This is a genomic window from Pseudoalteromonas distincta (assembly GCF_000814675.1).
GTDB lineage: Bacteria > Pseudomonadota > Gammaproteobacteria > Enterobacterales > Alteromonadaceae > Pseudoalteromonas > Pseudoalteromonas distincta.
On sequence record NZ_JWIG01000001.1, the window covers coordinates 158,892 to 177,057 of the forward strand.

At 38.2% G+C, this 18,166-nt stretch carries 18 protein-coding genes; 7 read left to right on the plus strand and 11 right to left on the minus strand.

The window, feature by feature from the left end:
* Positions 1–229 precede the first annotated feature (229 nt).
* Positions 230–451 carry a DUF3820 family protein gene (locus tag QT16_RS00695; protein ID WP_024606183.1) on the plus strand — a complete coding sequence of 74 codons (222 nt, stop codon included), beginning with the start codon at positions 230–232 and terminating at the stop codon, positions 449–451.
* A 91-nt stretch (positions 452–542) separates the two neighbouring features.
* Here QT16_RS00695 and QT16_RS00700 read toward each other — a convergent pair whose 3' ends face one another.
* From QT16_RS00700 to ilvY, 6 genes are all read right to left on the minus strand, one after another.
* The gene (locus QT16_RS00700; protein WP_039484527.1) at positions 543–1,790 is read right to left on the minus strand and encodes an ATP-binding protein; all 1,248 of its coding nucleotides are present in this window, start codon (positions 1,788–1,790) and stop codon (positions 543–545) included.
* Between the two features lie 25 nt (positions 1,791–1,815).
* Positions 1,816–2,508 carry a response regulator gene (locus tag QT16_RS00705; RefSeq protein WP_004335729.1) on the minus strand — a complete coding sequence of 231 codons (693 nt, stop codon included), beginning with the start codon at positions 2,506–2,508 and terminating at the stop codon, positions 1,816–1,818.
* Positions 2,509–2,522: 14 nt separating this feature from the next.
* On the minus strand, positions 2,523–2,903 hold the full coding sequence (locus tag QT16_RS00710) for a DUF3019 domain-containing protein (protein WP_200886953.1): 381 nt from the start codon (positions 2,901–2,903) through the stop codon (positions 2,523–2,525).
* 1 nt (position 2,904) lies between these two features.
* Positions 2,905–3,717: a MipA/OmpV family protein gene (locus QT16_RS00715; protein WP_039484530.1), complete on the minus strand. Its 813-nt coding sequence runs from the start codon at positions 3,715–3,717 to the stop codon at positions 2,905–2,907.
* Positions 3,718–4,118: 401 nt separating this feature from the next.
* Positions 4,119–5,165, minus strand: a complete 1,047-nt coding sequence (locus QT16_RS00720; RefSeq protein ID WP_175413886.1) for a GGDEF domain-containing protein — start codon at positions 5,163–5,165, stop codon at positions 4,119–4,121.
* 116 nt (positions 5,166–5,281) lie between these two features.
* A complete protein-coding gene (gene ilvY / locus QT16_RS00725; RefSeq protein WP_004335717.1) occupies positions 5,282–6,187 on the minus strand; it encodes an HTH-type transcriptional activator IlvY in 906 nt (301 codons plus the stop codon).
* A 138-nt stretch (positions 6,188–6,325) separates the two neighbouring features.
* Between ilvY and ilvC the strand changes: the two genes are divergently transcribed.
* Together ilvC and QT16_RS00735 are read left to right on the plus strand one after the other, a co-directional pair.
* On the plus strand, positions 6,326–7,798 hold the full coding sequence (gene ilvC, locus QT16_RS00730) for a ketol-acid reductoisomerase (RefSeq protein ID WP_004335714.1): 1,473 nt from the start codon (positions 6,326–6,328) through the stop codon (positions 7,796–7,798).
* Positions 7,799–7,990: 192 nt separating this feature from the next.
* Positions 7,991–9,910, plus strand: a complete 1,920-nt coding sequence (locus tag QT16_RS00735) for a methyl-accepting chemotaxis protein (protein ID WP_039484534.1) — start codon at positions 7,991–7,993, stop codon at positions 9,908–9,910.
* 94 nt (positions 9,911–10,004) lie between these two features.
* On the opposite strand, the gene QT16_RS00740 is transcribed toward QT16_RS00735, so the two are convergent.
* The gene (locus tag QT16_RS00740) at positions 10,005–10,334 is read right to left on the minus strand and encodes a GIY-YIG nuclease family protein (protein ID WP_004335709.1); all 330 of its coding nucleotides are present in this window, start codon (positions 10,332–10,334) and stop codon (positions 10,005–10,007) included.
* Positions 10,335–10,441: 107 nt separating this feature from the next.
* Here QT16_RS00740 and QT16_RS00745 point away from each other — a divergent pair, with 107 nt between their 5' ends.
* Positions 10,442–10,801 (plus strand): outer membrane protein assembly factor BamE, encoded by a 360-nt coding sequence (locus tag QT16_RS00745; protein ID WP_004335706.1) that lies wholly within the window; start codon positions 10,442–10,444, stop codon positions 10,799–10,801.
* Positions 10,802–10,933: 132 nt separating this feature from the next.
* On the opposite strand, the gene QT16_RS00750 is transcribed toward QT16_RS00745, so the two are convergent.
* Both QT16_RS00750 and QT16_RS00755 read right to left on the minus strand, forming a co-directional pair.
* Positions 10,934–11,257 carry an RnfH family protein gene (locus QT16_RS00750; RefSeq protein ID WP_004335703.1) on the minus strand — a complete coding sequence of 108 codons (324 nt, stop codon included), beginning with the start codon at positions 11,255–11,257 and terminating at the stop codon, positions 10,934–10,936.
* Positions 11,254–11,694 carry a type II toxin-antitoxin system RatA family toxin gene (locus QT16_RS00755; protein WP_004335701.1) on the minus strand — a complete coding sequence of 147 codons (441 nt, stop codon included), beginning with the start codon at positions 11,692–11,694 and terminating at the stop codon, positions 11,254–11,256. The genes QT16_RS00750 and QT16_RS00755 overlap by 4 nt, the downstream gene beginning before the upstream one ends.
* A gap of 147 nt (positions 11,695–11,841) precedes the next feature.
* Here QT16_RS00755 and smpB point away from each other — a divergent pair, with 147 nt between their 5' ends.
* Together smpB and QT16_RS00765 are read left to right on the plus strand one after the other, a co-directional pair.
* Positions 11,842–12,321 carry an SsrA-binding protein SmpB gene (smpB, locus tag QT16_RS00760; RefSeq protein ID WP_004335699.1) on the plus strand — a complete coding sequence of 160 codons (480 nt, stop codon included), beginning with the start codon at positions 11,842–11,844 and terminating at the stop codon, positions 12,319–12,321.
* 429 nt (positions 12,322–12,750) lie between these two features.
* Positions 12,751–15,342, plus strand: coding sequence for a TonB-dependent receptor (locus QT16_RS00765; protein WP_039484540.1), 2,592 nt, complete (start codon positions 12,751–12,753; stop codon positions 15,340–15,342).
* Positions 15,343–15,430: 88 nt separating this feature from the next.
* On the opposite strand, the gene QT16_RS00770 is transcribed toward QT16_RS00765, so the two are convergent.
* The gene (locus tag QT16_RS00770) at positions 15,431–16,036 is read right to left on the minus strand and encodes a peroxiredoxin (RefSeq protein ID WP_039484542.1); all 606 of its coding nucleotides are present in this window, start codon (positions 16,034–16,036) and stop codon (positions 15,431–15,433) included.
* A gap of 367 nt (positions 16,037–16,403) precedes the next feature.
* Positions 16,404–17,117, minus strand: coding sequence for a fatty acid metabolism transcriptional regulator FadR (gene fadR, locus QT16_RS00775; protein WP_004335692.1), 714 nt, complete (start codon positions 17,115–17,117; stop codon positions 16,404–16,406).
* A gap of 530 nt (positions 17,118–17,647) precedes the next feature.
* Here fadR and dsbB point away from each other — a divergent pair.
* Positions 17,648–18,166: a disulfide bond formation protein DsbB gene (dsbB, locus tag QT16_RS00780; RefSeq protein ID WP_039484545.1), complete on the plus strand. Its 519-nt coding sequence runs from the start codon at positions 17,648–17,650 to the stop codon at positions 18,164–18,166.

Below are 18,166 nucleotides of genomic sequence, written 5' to 3' on the forward strand. Positions count from 1 at the left end.
AAAACAGGTAGACTATACATGTTGGTTAAATAAAAACCCATGTTCTAATAATAACTTAATTAGATCCCAGCTAATTAAAGTTCAACTAGGTTTATATTAATCAACAAAAAATTATTAAATCAGAGGGCCTACTCCCTCGCAAAATAGGCTGTTTCTTGCCCGTCACAGCCTATTTTATATTTCTAAAATCCCTTACACTTACGCAGACTTTAAAACCTAAGTAACTCTTATGGATCCAAAACAATTAAAAATAGCTGTAAATACAACGATGCCTTTTGGGAAATATGCTGGGCGCCCTTTATTACTACTACCAGAACCTTATTTGGTGTGGTTCAAACAGCAGGGATTTCCTGACTCAAAACTTGGTAGCCAACTAGCGATGATGTATGAGGTTAAACTAAATGGCCTTGAGCAAATGTTAATGCCATTACTTGAAAAAAATAAAAAATAATTGAGAACTTTTTTAAATACTTGCGGTCTATTATATTGCTACTTGTTGATTTTGGTTTTTAACCGCAAAAAAAGCGCCTTAGGCGCTTTTTTTATGTCTTAAATTTGAGAGGTAAATATACAATAAATTTAGCACCACCTAAGCTTGAGCTTTCTGCTTTACACTCTCCTTGGTGCCACGACACAATTTTAGCCACTATAGCAAGCCCTAAACCAAAGCCACCAGTGTCCTTGCCTCTACTTTTATCTAATCGAGTAAAAGGCTTAAATACGTTTTCTCGCTCAACGGGGTCAATCCCTTCACCATCATCTTCAACAATCAATACTATGTGAGTTGCCTCTTGTAGCAATGAAATTTTGACTTGCTGATGAGTATATTTGAGCGCATTGCCAATTAAATTTTGAAATACTCGCGCCATAAAATGGCTATCACAGTAGTAATTTAAATGCTCAGGGAGGTTTATAGAGAGTGTTGTTCTAGCTTCAAAATTTAGCTTTTCAACAGTGGTTTTTACCAGCCCAGCTAAATCGCAGTTTATTGGCTGTAAACTTGGTTGTTGAGAGTCTAATCGCGCGTATTCAAGCATTTCAGAGACTAGTGACTCAAGCTCGCTAATGTCTGTTTGCATATTGGTTAGGTATTTTTCGCCTTTTTCATCAAGCATTTGATCTTGTAACATTACAATTGCAAACTTTAAACGTGCTAATGGCGTTCTAAACTCATGCGATACCGATGAGGTAAGTTCTTGCTGTGCACTAAGCAAAAACTCAATACGTTGCTGCATTACTTTTAGTGTATCAGTTATAGGTAAAAAGAAAGACTTAGAAGAGTCATTTAGTTGAAAGTCTTGCAAACCCTCTACCGCTTCACACGCTTTACGTAGCTTTGCAAAGTCACGCCAGAGTAAAAAGCTCCATAGCCCAACTGGTATACCTACAATAATAAGTAGTAATAAATACGGCCAAACGGAAGATGATTGCTGCGTTAATACACCTACCGGTCCTACTTGAAGTAATGAATCATTACCGAGATCTACATACCAAACAATGCGTTGTTGCTTATCATACAAATATAAGTAGTGGTTTTTATTTAGCTGCGATTGTTGTTTTTGAGGGAGTATTAAATCCCGTCGTTCAATCACTTTACTTTCAAAGTTATGCTTTAGCTTTTTAAGACCATTTGGGGTTTGCGAAAGCAACCAGAGTGATTGCCCAAACTCATCGTCTAAGAAGACCTGCTGCTGTGACTCTTCATAGGGCCACAGCTGCTCAATAACACCACTTACAACAAATAATGAAACAATGATATATAAGTATAAGCTGGTAAACAGTTTTCCCATTACAGCCGATTAACCTTAAATAGTTCTAGAGATCCCACGCATCAGAAACAAATAAATAGCCTTGTCCCCATACGGTTTTTATACGATACGGCTTATCGCTGTTGTCGCCTAATTTTTTACGAATTCGTGATACGCGTACATCCACAGTTCTATCAAGTCCGTCGTATTGGCGGCCAATCATATGTTGGTGCACATGCTCTCTGCTTAGTACTTCACCCGCATTTGACGCTAATAACCATAGTAACTCAAACTCGTGCGAAGTTAATACAATCTCTGAATCACTTAGTTTTACAATACGGCTTGTTTTATCGATGACTAAATCACCAAACTGCAGTTCTTCACTAGATTTTACTATTGGTTGCCCACGTCGAAGTAATGCATTGATCCGCGCTAGTAATACACGTGGCTCTGCTGGTTTTATTACATAATCATCAGCACCAAGTTCTAAACCAAGCACTTGGTCGAAGTCTTCACCTTTAGCAGTCAACATTAAAATTGGTAGAGTAAATTTATCTCTTACTTGGCGGCAAACGCTAAAGCCATCTTTACCTGGCAGCATAACGTCTAGAATCATTAAATCGGGTGTATTGTTTTCTAGGTAATTAAACACTTCGTCACCACGGTCTAGTACTTCGACTTCAAGGCCATTATGTTCAAGGTAATCTTTTGTTAGCTGTTGTAAACCGAGATCATCTTCAACAAGTAAAATTTTTGGCATTAGTTGCTCCTAAATTAAAAAAAGCTCCACGGAGAGCGAAGCCTACGCCTATTTTTTTTAGCATGGGCGCTTTGTACTTCAACCTGTGTTTTTGCTATTAACACACCCGTATGAGGATTGATTAAGGAGTATATGGTCTCCACCTGAACACGCGCTTTATAATTAAATTGCCCAGAACGCTGCTGCTGCCAGCATTGAAGTAGTTGTTCTTGTTGATACAAACAGACATCACTATAGGTGTTTAATAGCCATTTAAACTGTAAATCAAGATCGCAAAAATCCTGCTGTTCGGAAACCACGCAGACTTTTGGAGAAACACTAAAAATAGGGGTTTGTGCCACACTAAAACCACTAAAAAAAGTGGTAATAAACACAACTAATATTGAATACTTCATATTAAAAAGTACGATCGAATCCTATAAATGCAGTCATTGAATAAGTACGTTCAAAGAGCGGACTGCCATCCATAGCCGAATAGTCGTAATATGCTACATGAAAACGAAGAGAGTCAGCCTTACTCAGTGGCCAACGGGCGTCGATTTTAGCATAAGGTTGCCAACTACTACCAACGTCTATTTTGCCAAATTGAGTTTCACCCTCATTAAGTCCATAAAAATAGCTATTTAGTTCCGCAGATTTATAGTTTATTCCAAGTGTTGGCTTTATTTTAAGCTTTCCTAGCACAGTATGATATTGCCACTGCAATGCACCGCGTACACCTCGATAAACATCGGTTATATCATGCAGAGCCTGAACTGAAAAAACATGGTCTTCATTTACATAGTGATATGCAATACCCGCATCCAAGGCAATTTGCCGTTTATGCAAATTATCAATATCAGCGTAGCGAGAGGACGAGGCTTCATTTTGCATTGCAAACTGATTATTAAGTGCACTACTTTGCAATGCAAATACATTTTTAGGGTGCCAGTCTATAAAAAAGCGAGATTCAGAGTTGAGTTCACTAACTAGATTAAAGTGATGCTTTGGGGATTGTGAAAATGAATAGCCAAGGCGGCCATTATCAAAAAACCATTGCTCTGCATAAAACGCAATTTGTGGAATAAGCACAAGGGGAATATTATCTCCACCATGCAAAGGGTTGGTTATAACTCCAACCCCAACGCTTAAACTCAAATGCAGACGATCGGTTGTTATATCTTGCTCTGTATAATCGTCAGCATGCTTGCTTGCCTGTGTTGCTTGCACCGAAAGGCAAGCACACAAAGTGCTAAAACATAGAGCAGTTAATAAGGAGAAGGAATACCGCATCAGCGTACATCAAAGAATTAAATTAAGTAAGTTCCCCATACTAGCAAGGTCTTTTTAAACTAGCTCTAGCTGGTTACAATTATTCACAATTTGTATACACAAATGTTAACTTTTATGTTTTTAAAGTGACAAACCCTTCAAATTAGTTATGTGCGTTGGCTAAGCTAGTAGTGCTTTGAGAAACTTTGGAAATGAGGGATAACCTGGCAAATGCTTTAATTCAAATAAAATCTGCAGGAAGCCAACTCTAACAACTTTATTTTATTAACCTTACAGCCTACTAGGTTACCAAAGTTAATAGCGGCTTTAGCCGTAATAAATCAAGCATCTGATGCTTATTAAATATCAGGGGCTATTTCTATTCGGTTTCGTCCATGTGTTTTGGCAATGTATAAGGCTCTATCTGCACGCTCAACTAAAACTGAGCTATTAGTAAATGGACGTAAAATAGCTAAACCAAAACTTGCAGAAATAGCACGTTTAGCTGTTACATCATGCTTTTTACGAATCGCTAATTTCGCAATAGCTAAACGTATACAATCGGCAAACGCTATTATATCGTTAATAGTGTCAAAATAAGCTGTTATACAAAACTCTTCGCCACCGTATCTATATATATTTGCTGTTTCAGTTGTATTCTCTCTCACTTTTTTGGCAACTAACCTCAATACTTCATCACCCTTTTGATGACCAAAGTCATCGTTAAAACGTTTAAAGTGATCAATATCAAACATAATTAGTACGGCAAGAGAATCTTCCTGTGCTTTCTCTGAGTATTCAAAACAAAATTTTACGATATCTGAATCAAACTTACCTCGGTTATAAAACCCCGTAAGCGTGTCGGTATCCGCTGCTTCTTTTGAAATATTAAGTGCTTCTTTTAAATCTTTTATTTCGTTGTAAGCAACAGCTAACTTAGTTTGAAATTCTCTAGCATAATCCTGCATAGCAATAGAATCGTCGGTTAAGCGCTCTACACAACCTAATATTTCATTATAAGAATTTACATCAGCAAGCATATTTAATTCATTTTGTGAATCAACTAAACTTGTTGTAAAGCTTTTGGAATGCTCAAGCGTGGTGCTTATATCTTGCTGGACTTGCTCCATGGTTGTATGGAACTTTTCAGTCATTTCTTGAAAAAAAGCCAGATCGTCTTGCGTTAAATGCTTATCAAAAATTTCTTTTGCTTTGTCTTGTGAGCATGTTTGTTGCTCAGCAATAACATGGTCTAATTCAGCATTTAATGAAGGGTTACTCCCTTGAATGTAACAGTACCAAATTGCATAGTTGATAGGCGTAACCGGCATGCGGTATTTTACCATCAAAGGAATCGCCTTTTTAAGGCATTGAGCAGAATGAGCAAGTGATACGGCGTGGTTCATAAATAAACTCTCAAGCGTCATTGTTTTTATTATTAGCACTCAATGTTAAGTAATAGTAAACTCATACGCAACCTATATTAATACTATTTAACTAATTTGCTTGCTCTGTGTGCATATTAAATTGCTTTTGCTTCTAAAGTTTGCGCTATATTCCACAACGCACTGATTGCAGGGTCATTTAACTCTTTTCTTAATACCGCCAAACCGATATCAAACCCTTCAGGTGCTTGCATTTTTGGTGTTAGGATTTGTACCTTATCTTGCAGCGGGCTGTTATCTAGCACTATTTTAGGGACCATAGCGACACCTAACCCTAAGCTCACCATAGATACCATTGCTTCATGTCCTGCAACTTGGGCGTAGATTTTTCCGTGAATATTATTTTTGCGCCACCAGTGCTCTAACCTTTGGCGAGAAAAACCTTGTTCTGGGACAATAAACTCTAAATCAGACCAATTAATACCATCACTATTTTGTGTAAGCTTTTGTGTGATCGGACATTGAATTTTTGGGCCAATTAATAAAAGTGGTGAGTGCCCAATATCAACAAAGGCAATTTGCGACGGTAATTTATTAGGCTTAGCTGCAATTGCCATTAATTCGTGGCCATCTAGGACACGATTTATAGCAAGTGCTGGGTCGCCTGTATTTAATGTTATCTCTATGTACTGATGCTGCGCACGAAGTTGTTCTAATATTTGATGTAAAAAACTATAAGATGCAGTTACAGAACAATAAATACTTACTTTGCCGTAAATATGCTGTTGTGGGTCTTTTACATTCGTTTTAAAACGTTGCCAATTAGCAAGCGTTGCCGTTGCGTAATCAATAAAGGACTCCCCCTCACGCGTTAATTTAACACTTCGGTTATCGCGGATAAACAATGCCACTCCAACTTCTTCTTCCAAATGTTTTATATTTCGGCTCAAAGTGGGTGCGCTTATGTGGCAAAGCTCACTTGCGCGCCCAAAGTGAAGTGTTTTAGCCAACGCTAAAAAGTAGTTTAAGTGCTTATGTTCCATCCAACCCCCTGTATTTCATATTATGAAACACTTTAATTCAAATATATCATTTTACGCAAGCAACGATTTTACATATGGTGTTTGTAAGCGCAGTAAACATTGCGCATCTAACAAACATGACTTTATAGGACACTAACAATGGCGAATTATTTCAATACCTTACCTTTACGCGAGCAATTAGCGCAATTAGCGCAATGTGAATTTATGGACGCAGGCGAATTTGCCGATGGCGTTGATGCACTTAAAGGTAAAAAACTAGTTATTGTAGGCTGTGGCGCACAAGGTTTAAACCAAGGCTTAAACTTACGTGACTCTGGTTTAGATGTTTCTTACACATTACGCGCATCAGCTATTTCTGAGCGTCGCCAATCATTTTTGAACGCATCTGAAAACGGCTTTACTGTTGGCACTTACGAAGAACTAATCCCAACAGCTGATGTAGTACTTAATTTAACACCAGATAAGCAACATACTGCTGTAGTAAGTGCAATTATGCCGCTTATGAAAAAAGGCTCTACACTTGCCTACTCTCATGGCTTTAATATTGTTGAAGAAGGCATGCAAGTACGTGAAGACATTACTGTAATCATGGTTGCGCCTAAGTGTCCTGGTTCTGAAGTACGTGAAGAATACAAACGCGGTTTTGGTGTACCAACTCTAATTGCTGTTCACCCAGAAAATGACCCTCAAGGTCATGGTTTAGCACAAGCTAAAGCGTATGCAGCAGGGACTGGCGGACACCGTGCTGGTGTACTTAAATCATCATTTATTGCTGAAGTTAAGTCAGACCTAATGGGCGAGCAAACCATTTTATGTGGCATGTTACAAACTGGCTCTATTTTATGTTTTGATAAAATGATAGAAAAAGGCGTTGATGCGGGTTATGCATCAAAGCTAATTCAATACGGCTGGGAAGTAATTACCGAGGCACTTAAGTACGGCGGCGTTACAAACATGCTTGACCGCCTTTCAAACCCTGCAAAAGTAAAAGCGTTTGAACTAAGCGAAGAGCTAAAACTAATTATGCGCCCGCTTTATAATAAGCATCAAGATGACATCATCGACGGCACTTTCTCACGCACTATGATGGAAGACTGGAATAACGATGACGTAAACTTACTTAAATGGCGCGCTGAAACAGCAGAGACTAACTTTGAAAAGACCCCTGCTGGCGATGTAGAAATCTCAGAACAGGAATTTTTTGATAACGGTATTTTAATGGTAGCAATGGTAAAAGCAGGTGTTGAACTTGCTTTTGAAACCATGACAGCAGCCGGTATTATTGAAGAGTCAGCTTACTACGAGTCTTTACATGAAACGCCATTAATTGCTAATACTATTGCACGCAAAAAGCTTTTTGAAATGAACCGTACAATTTCTGACACTGCAGAGTATGGATGTTACCTATATAACCATGCATGTTTGCCATTACTTGCAGATTTTATGAAAAAAATTGATACAGATGTTATTGGTAAAGGCCTTGGCGAGCACAGTAACCAAGTTGATAACCAAACATTAATTCAAATTAACGCCGCCCTTCGTGAACACCCAGTTGAAAAAGTAGGTGCTAAATTACGTGGCTACATGTCAGCAATGAAAAAGATTGTTTAACCCTAAACGATAAATGTTTCGCTTGTTAGAAACCAAGCCCATATGCTTTGCTTATGGGCTTTTTTATGCATATTCATAAAACTTTAACCATAACACGCTACCTTCTATTCATTTCACAGTAGGCAATATCTAGCTCTAAATAAATAATGTGCTAGTATAGTCCTCTACTCAGTTGTAAAATTAATTAATATCATGACGATACAAAACCTTTCTATTACTCAAAAAATCACAGCTTTAGGCAGTGTTATTGCTATATGCGTAGCGGCACTGATTGGCTTGACCTCTTTATACAGCTCTAAAGACATAATTGAGCAACGTATGATCGAGTCAGAGCTACCTAGTAAACTGCAAACAATCAGCAATCACATAGGCGGTGAAATCAACGAGTTACTTGGTGCTGCTCAGCAACTATCATCAAACGAATTTGTTTTACAATGGGCTCAATCAAACAACCAAGACGATACATTACTATTAAAAGAATTAAATCGTGTTGCCCAGCAATACGATTTAGCAACAGCATCTTGGGCAAATAGAGACACTGCACAGTATTGGAACCAAAATGGTTTTTTGCGTGTGTTAAAAAATGATGCAGCCGATGGCTGGTTCTTTGCTTTTAAGCAATCAAAACAACCTTATTCTATCAGTATTTATCAAGAGTCAGCCAATGATGTGAAAATGTTTGTAAATCATCAGCAGGCTAATGGTACTGGTTTAGCAGGTCTTGCAAAAAGCATCACTGATATGCAAAAGCTATTACAGCAATTTAAAATTGAGCAAACAGGTTTTGTATTTATTGCAGATAAAAATGGATTAATTCAACTTCATAAAGATGCCAATAAAGTAGCAAAAGCAAATATTGACGATTTATATACTGCAAATATTCACAGCCAACTATTTAATAGTAATGGCTTTGCACTAGAAGAAATTAACTTAAATGGCGAACCTACTCTTATAGCTGCAACCCCAATTAAAAACACTGACTTATATGTTGTAGCTCAAGTACCAAAAAGTGAAGTATTCGCAAGTGTAAACACCCTACAATGGCAAATATTTACTTTTACAGTAATTACCGCGTTAGTTGCTAGCTTGATTAGTTACTTACTTGCTCGCTCTCTTTCGTCTCCACTTTCTAAAATGGCTGAGTTATTTTCACGCTTAGGCTCTGGCGATGCAAATTTAGCGTACCGCTTACCAGAATCAAGCCAACCAGAGCTCAACAATCTAAGTAATGGCTTTAACCAGTTTATAAATAAAATAGAAACAGCGATTACTCAAGTTGCCAGTGAAAGCCACGATATTCGCCAAAGTTCTGATCATGTATTTGAACAGGCAAAACGAAACTCGCAAGCAATTGATAATCAAAAAGAGCAAACAATATCTGTCGCAGCAGCTATCAACGAAATGGGCGCTACAGTGCAAGAAATAGCACAAAGCGCAGCGAATACAGCTAAGTTAACCGATAACAGCCGTGAGAACACCATTCAAAGCCACAAACAAGTATTACAAAGCCAGGCAACTATCTCAGCCCTAGCTAGCGATATTGATGGCATAACAGAGCAAGTTACTTTGCTTTCTAAAAAAACGGTTGATATAGCAAGTATTGTGGATTCAATTAGAGGGATATCGGATCAGACTAATCTACTTGCTTTAAACGCGGCAATTGAATCCGCTCGCGCAGGTGAGCACGGCCGAGGCTTTGCTGTTGTTGCTGATGAAGTACGCGCTCTGGCAAACCGTACATCGCAATCAACCACCGAAATTCAGTCTATGATTGAAGAGCTTACAAGAATATCTGATGATGTAGTTAACGATATTAGCCAATCAAAAGATAAAGCGCAGCAAAGCGTTGGAGCCATGCAAAGCTCAGTAGAATTACTCGATGCGATAGCCGAAACAGCTAATCAAATAAACGATATGGCTACGCTTATTGCAACTGCAACTGAGCAGCAAAGTAATGTGGTTGCTGATGTAGGTCGTAACATAGAGCAAATAAGTGAAATTAGCGATAAAGCAATGAGCGAGCAAATCAATACAGAGCAAGCTATTCGTGACTTGGCAAACAGCGCTCAAACACTCGATGCACTTGTCGCTACCTTTGAAAAACATCGCTAAGCAGCTATAACTGCTATATTTCCTTTGTGAGCAAAAGCTATATTAAAAGCTAGCTTTTGCCCACAGCGAATACGGTTTAATCTAAGTAAATTAACTAAATGATTTTAGTGTCGCCGGTATTAAATGCTAAAACGTATGCTTCTTTTTTGGCTCTAGAAAGCTTTTTTAATTGATACTCAAGTTTACTTGCTTCACTTTTATTACCAACTTGTTGTTGATGGATAAGTAAAAGCGGCCCTTTCCCTCTAAGGTTTTTGGCCCCTTTGCCGGCTTGATGAGTTGCAAAGCGTTTTTCAACATTAGTCGTGATCCCTGTGTACCAATGACCAAATCGTGTCTCAACTATGTATAAAAACCAAGTAGACTCCGTTTTTAAAATATTCGTTTCGATGTGCTGTAAACTTTTTTCATTATTAATGGTCAAAACATTACCTTAACGCCCTTAACATAAAACAATTGCTTAAAAGGGTTTTACCTTCAGTGACTAATCGGTATCATGCAGATTATAAAAAATAAGGATCACAACTAACAATGCAGTCGTTAAAAACTTTTTCTCTTTGGCTTATCGTTGCTTTAACACTTAGCTCAGCAGCAGGTTGCTCTAGCTGGGTATACCGAATTAACATCCCCCAAGGCAATTTTTTAGAGCAATCGGATGTTGAAAAACTTCGTGTAAATATGACTCGAGAGCAAGTTGTTTACGTATTAGGCAGACCTATTGCCGAGGACGCCTTTGATAACAATACTTGGCGTTATATTTACAGCTTTAATAAGGGCCGTAAAAACGAGCAAAATAAAGAGTTAGTAATTAACTTTGAAAATGAAAAGTTAGTTTCAATCTCAGGTGATTATGACCAACCTGAAAACTTTACTACACCGCTCGAGCAATAAATTTCTCAAGTGGTAAAAAAAGGTGAGCATGGCTCACCTTTTTTATTGGTTTATTTAAAAGCTTTTACCATTTTAAACAACGTTAGCGTGTGATTTAATCCGTTAAATTTTCCACGTTTATACCGATCTTCGTTACTTTTCGAGTGGGCGGCCACCCGTTATTTTATTTGCACGCCCCTCTTCTTTAGCTTTTTCTGCACGCTTTCTACGCGCATCTTTAGGGTCTGCAATTAATGGACGATATATTTCTATACGGTCACCGTCTTTTAACTCATAGTTAGCTTTTACAGTTCGATTCCACACACCTAACGTTAGCGATGTAGCATCTATCTCAGGGCACTTTTGTATAATACCTGACTGAATAACAGCCTGTTCTACTGTAGTCCCTTGTGGCACTTCAATTGATAAACACGTTGCCGTGGTTGGTAACGCAAATACCACCTCAACATTAATCATGCTCTCGCTCCATAAACCTGTTTTGCACGTTGAGTAAATGCACTCACCATATTTTTTGCAACATCGTTAAAAATCTTACCAAAGGCAAGCTCTATTAACTTACTTGAAAATTCAAATTCTAGTTGCAAGTGAACTTTACATGCTTTGGCGTCAAGCTCTTGAAAGTGCCAGCGCCCTTTTAACGTCTTAAATGGTCCATCAACAAGGCTTAGCAACACTGTTTGCTCATCAACAAAGGTGTTTTCGGTGGTAAACCACTTTTTTATACCCGCCTTAGATATTTCTAAACTCGCGGTCATGTTATTATCATGCTGTGAAACAATTTTTGAGTCTGAGCAATTTGGTAAAAACTGCGAATAAGCTTCTACATCATTAACTAGATCAAACATCTCTTTAGTGCTGTACATAACCAGCGCACTTTTTTCTATTTGTGGCATACTCACTCCCAACTGTGTGGGCGAATTTTAGCAAGCTTTGCGCGTTTCCCCAAATTTTCATGCTGCTTAAATTAAAGCTTAATTTTTAAAAGCATTATTAAAAAAATCGATGTAAAACATCTCACATTACGTATATTATAGGGCACTATGGCTAAGAAAAATTCATCAAAATCGACAAGTAATACCATCGCGCTAAACAAAAAAGCGCGACATGAGTATTTTTTACACGATAAGTTTGAAGCAGGTGTTGAACTACAAGGCTGGGAAGTAAAAAGTATCCGAGCAGGTAAGGTAAACATCACCGAAACTTATATTCATCTTAAAAATGGCGAAGCATTCTTGCTTGGCGCGCAAATCCAGCCACTTAATAGTGCATCAACCCATGTAATTTGCGATCCGTTGCGTTATCGTAAGTTACTATTAAGCAGACGCGAACTTGACCGTCTACTCGGTGCAACAGAGCGAGATGGCTATTCATTAATAGCTACAGCTATGTACTGGAAAAAATGTTGGGTGAAACTTGAATTTCATCTAGCAAAAGGTAAAAAGTTGCACGATAAACGTGACGACGGGAAAAATAAAGATTGGTCTCGCGAAAAAGAACGTTTAATGAAACACAAAGTATAAGCACAACGCCTAACTAACAAGTTAGGCGTTTTTTTTTATTAAAAAAAAACAACTATTATTTGTTTTATTAATATACAACAAGATTACTATTCATTCAGAATATACATGTAAATAATTTATTACAATTTTATTGTGAATTAATTAATTTAATTATTACTCGCATTTAGGCTGTATTTGTTATTTCCAAAATAAAGCATGTGCGCCTATTTCAACCTCCTTCAGCGCATAACATCTGCTTTAAAATCATCCAAAAACATACAAAAAACCATACTAAAATCACATTTCAGTCTAATTGCTAACACTTAAGTTACATGATATTAATGTCGTCGCTTGTTATATCAATCCGCTTAAATATGGGATTTATTTAACAATTTAAAAAGGATTGGTATAGAGCAACTAAATTTATAACATATCAACAAGGACTTAAGGATGAAGCAATCAATTGCATTTACACCTAGCTTAATTGCAGGTGCTACAATCGCACTTTCAGCAGGTTTTACAACAACAACTTACGCTGCTGAAGAAGCTAAAAAAGTAGAGCGCATTGAAGTAACTGGCTCACGAATCAAACGTTCAGACATCGAAGGACCTTCTCCGGTTCAATCAATCGCAAGAGCTGATATTGAGAACATGGGTTATGACAACCTACAACAACTCCTCGAAAGAATGCCTGTCGCGGGTAGCGGTACTTTCTCAACACGTGGTAACAACCAAGATTCAACTGCAAATGGTTCTGCTGCTGTTAGTTTACGTGGCTTAGGTGCTGATGCTACGCTCGTACTCATCAATGGCCGTCGTGTATCTATTAGTGCATTTGCCGAAGGTATCACAAACTCATTTGTAGATATTAACAGTATCCCAGTTTCTGCCATTGAGCGAATCGATATACTAAAAGATGGTGCTTCAGCTATCTACGGCTCAGACGCAGTAGCGGGTGTTGTAAACGTTATCTTGAAAAAAGACATTGACGGTGTTGAAGTTAATTTGGGCTACGGTGGTACTGATGGCCCTAGCTATGAAGAAACAACAGCAAGTTTAGTATGGGGTACTACTAGCGAGAAAAGTAGCGCGTCAGTTATTATCGATTACTTCAAAAATACATCTCTTTCTTCTGATGAAATGGGCAGCTTAGGTACAGCAAATCAATCACCTTATGGTGGTGAAGATTTTCGCTCATCTCGTGGCTTCCCTGGATATTTTTATGTAGACGGTGTTAAAACAATTGATCCGGCTTGTCCTGCTGAAAATGCAACTTCAAGCGGCAGTTGTTTATTTGATTACGGCCCTTACGGTTATATCGCACCAGCGTCTGAACGCGTGGGTGCTATTTCTCAATTTGAATATAACTTTGATAATGGCATTACGGGCTTTTTAGAAATGGCAGTACAGCACAATACGTCTGTTGCAGCCGGAGCCCCTACTCCACTTGATGAAGATGCAGGCTTAACTGTCCCAGCTAGCCACCCTAACAATCCATTTGGTGAAGACATTCAAATTGGTCGTTACCGTACAGTTGATGCTGGCGCACGCCAATGGGATATTGAATCAGATACTCTTCGCTTTGTTGCAGGGCTTAGAGGTGAGTTTAATGACTGGAGCTGGGAAACCGCTGTACAAAAAGGCCGAAGTAAATCTCTGCAAACAGGTGATAGAACACAAGGTTGGGTGCGTACTGATTTCTTACAACAAGAAATTGATGCAGGAAACTACAATCCATTTGGTGGCACATACAACGACCCTGCTGTAATTGATCGTATTACAACAAGCTTAGTGCGTCGTGGTGAGTCTCACATGACTTCCTTTGATGCAAACATTACAGGCGAAGCATTTAGTTTTGGCGATGATGTAGTAATGATGGCTGCAGGTATTGAGTACCGTGAAGAAGACGTTAATGACATTCCTGATGATCAATTTCAACGTGGTTTAATATTTGGCACAGAGTCTGTATCTGCATCTGCAGATCGTGAACAATACGCAGCCTATGTCGAGTTTTCTATCCCTCTTGCTGATAATTTAGAGCTACAACTTGCTGGCCGTTACGATGACTACAGTGACTTCGGTACAACAACAAACCCTAAAGTAGCTCTTCGCTGGGCGCCTACTGATGAAATCACAGTGCGTGGCTCTTGGGCACAAGGCTTTAGAGCGCCTTCTTTGGCACAAGTTGGTTTAGGTCCATCTCAAGAAAGCCAATTCTTTGTAGATACATACCGATGTGAAGCAACGGGCCTTGATTGTGATGCACTTGATTACAACATTGAATTTGCTGGTAACCCTGACCTTGAAGCTGAAGAATCAGAATCATGGAATGTCGGCTTTATTTGGGCGCCTTCTGCTGAGTTTGGTTTAAGTGTCGATGTGTGGAGCATCACTCAAGATAACAAAATTGATGAGCAAGAGTTTGGTCCAATTTATAACTCTGAGTGTAATAACCAAGATAGTACTGTATGTGTACGCTTAACACCTACAGGTGGCGATAGCTTAGGAACAATTCAAAAAATTTACAGCACATTTGAAAACGTTTCTTCGCAAGAAGTATCTGGGGTTGATGTTTCAGCTAACTATAATCACTCACTTGATGACTTAGGTTTATTGAAATTTAATTTAGAATGGGCATACCAAGATAAATTTGAAAAAGATGGCCGCGATTACACCGGTGAGTATGGCTATCCAGAGCACCGCTGGATTTTCTCTACAAACTGGGAAATTGGCGAGTTTAATACAAACGTAAACATCAGTTATGTAGGTGAGTTTGAAGATACCCCAGATATTGATTTTGACGGTAATTTAGACTTTGATAGCAATACATCACGTATGGTTGATTCGCAAACATTGGTAGATTTACAAACATCTTATCGTGTTACTGACTCAACTAAAGTATCGTTAGGTGTAAATAACTTATTTGATGAAGAGCCACCATTTGCAATTGGTGATGGCGACGCTGATCTATACGGTTATGCTTCAGGTGTACACAACCCTAGAGGCCGATACTTCTACACTAAAGTTAGTTTCTCGTTTTAACTTTACGAGCTTATTTTAAAGTGAGCTAACGCTACAAATAAAAAAACCGCCAATTGGCGGTTTTTTTTATTTAAAACTAAGGGCTAAATTATAGCTCGCCTTCGTTTTCAGATAAGAACTTAGCAACGCCTTCAGGGCTTGCGTCCATACCTTTTTTACCTTCAGACCAACCAGCAGGACATACTTCACCGTGCTCAGTGTGGAACGCTAGCGCGTCAACCATGCGAAGCATTTCGTCGATGTTACGACCTAGTGGTAAATCGTTCACTACTTGATGACGTACGTTACCTTCTTCATCAATTAAGAAAGAACCACGGAACGCAACACCCGCTTCTGGATGCTCAACGTCGTATGCTTTACAAATTTCGTGTTTAACATCTGCAACTAGTGCGTATTGAACTTTACCAATACCGCCGTCTGCAACAGCAGTGTTACGCCATGCGTTATGTGAGAATTGTGAATCGATAGAAACACCAATTACTTCTACGCCACGCTTTTGAAACTCTTCAAAACGCTTATCAAATGCAATAAGTTCAGAAGGACATACAAACGTGAAATCTAGTGGGTAAAAGAAGATAACTGCTTTTTTACCTTTAATTGTTTCATGAAGGTTATAGCTATCTACAATTTCACCGTTACCAAGAACAGCTGCAGCGGTAAAGTCTGGTGCCTGGCGGCCTACTAATACACCCATTTTATTCTCCAAATATTTTGAGTTTGTTTTCAATTGCTTTCGCAATGCTGGTACTTATATGGGCGCTAAAAATTAAAAACCAATAGCGCATACATATAATTAATTGGAATTCTAAAGTTATTCACCACAAAAGAACAATCGCATTTAACGATGTGAGCAATCGAAAATAACGAACACTTGCAACTTGCACTAATCTGCTTAAATAATAGGTCTATTTTAAAGGGTAAGTTGCGTTGTAACTAAGTAGAAATTTTAAAAATATCGAAGTGGTTTATACATTAAACTTTTTAGAATTTCATATACGGTGACGCTAAATTTTACAGATATAAAAAAACCTGCAAATGCAGGTTTCTCGCTTAGACTAGACTTAGTCCATTATATCTGAGGGCATATCACCACGGATTTTTTGCCAAATCTCACCCGTTTGATGACCATATTTACGCATCATAGAAATAGCACCATCATGCTCTTTATTTTCTGCCAAAATGGTTAAATCTTTATAAAACTGACGAGCAAGTTCACGAGTTCCGGCATCAGAGAAGTAATGACAACCAATCTTTGAATAAAAGCCTCTAAAACCATTAAGTATTAATACATAAATACGGTTATTACCCGCAACGGCTAATTCGTGATGCACTTTATAATCATAGTCAGCAAATGCTTGAGCGGTGTCTTCTAGCTCATGGCTTTGTGATAAAATTTCAATCACGCGTTCAGGATTTAACTTAATTGCAGCACGTGTATAAATAGCACTAATATTAGTACGTGCAGATAAGAGCTGATCTGTCAGCTCTGGCATCTTGTCTTCATCTAAGCGCGCTAATGTTTCAAGAATGTTTAAGCCAGACGTTTCCCAAAAGTTATTTACTTTTGTCGGTTTACCATGCTGAATTGTTAGCCAACCATCACGTGCTAAACGCTGTAATACTTCTCTCAAGGTTGTTCTTGTAACACCAATTAACTCTGAAAGTTCTCGCTCGGCAGGTAAAATTGAACCTGGAGGGAAATCGCCGTTCCAAATGGACTCAACTATATATTCTTCAGCAAATCCTGCTGGGCTTTTCGCTTTAAAAATTCTCATCCAGTTCCCACTCGAATTAATCAACACTCATCGTTTTACACGAATAACTGACTGATTGTACCAGACGAAGCACAACTAACAAGTAAAGTAATATATATTAATAAAGCAAATGGGTAGAAATTTAAAATTAATAAATAATTAAATTTGGGTTTCTCTAATTTAGCTACAATGCATGAATATCTAGAGTAATATTCATTGTAGGTACATTGTTATTATGGAGATATTTTTATTTACGCAGCGCCCGAGCTTAATTAACTTATCCCGCACTTGCCATAAGAAAAAGTACAAAAAAGTGCAACCATAAAAAATTCTTTATATGATGCATCACCTTGGTATAAGTAAGCAATATAACTGAGCTTATGTATCGATGGGGAAATAATAGAACGTCATTTAACCTTTGCTAAGGCTGAATTGAGTAGTCATTAATTTCATCTTATAAAAAGCGACTTCGGTAGCTTTTTTTTCCTTTTTGTTGCTGCATACTTTATCCTACGTCATAATCTAACGTCCTATTAAAACGCGGAATTTTTATGAACTGGCTTGCACAATTACCTACCCAACGAACCCCGTGGCTTTTATTTACAGCTATCGTTTTTTTGCTTGAAGTTACCGCTCTTTTCTTTCAATACAAAATGGGGTTAGCGCCTTGCATAATGTGTATATATCAACGCACAGCAGTATTGGGTTTGTTAGGCGCAGGGATTCTAGGCTCGAGTAAACCACAAAGTAAAACTGTGCGTATGATAGCGTATGTTATTTGGGGGATATCGAGTGTTTGGGGATACTTAATTGCTCGCGAACATATTGATATGCAAACCACCACAGACCCTTTTGCATTTAGCTGCGAGTTTGAACCAAATTTCCCATCATTTATGCCACTACATGAATGGATACCTAGCTTTTTTCAAGCTACCGGAGATTGTGGGAATATAGATTGGCAGTTTGTTGGCATGAGCATGCCTGCTTGGATGGAAGTGATATTTGGGATTTTCTCACTAACGCTATTTATTATAATTATTGCCCGTTTATTAATTAAAAAGTCGATTTGA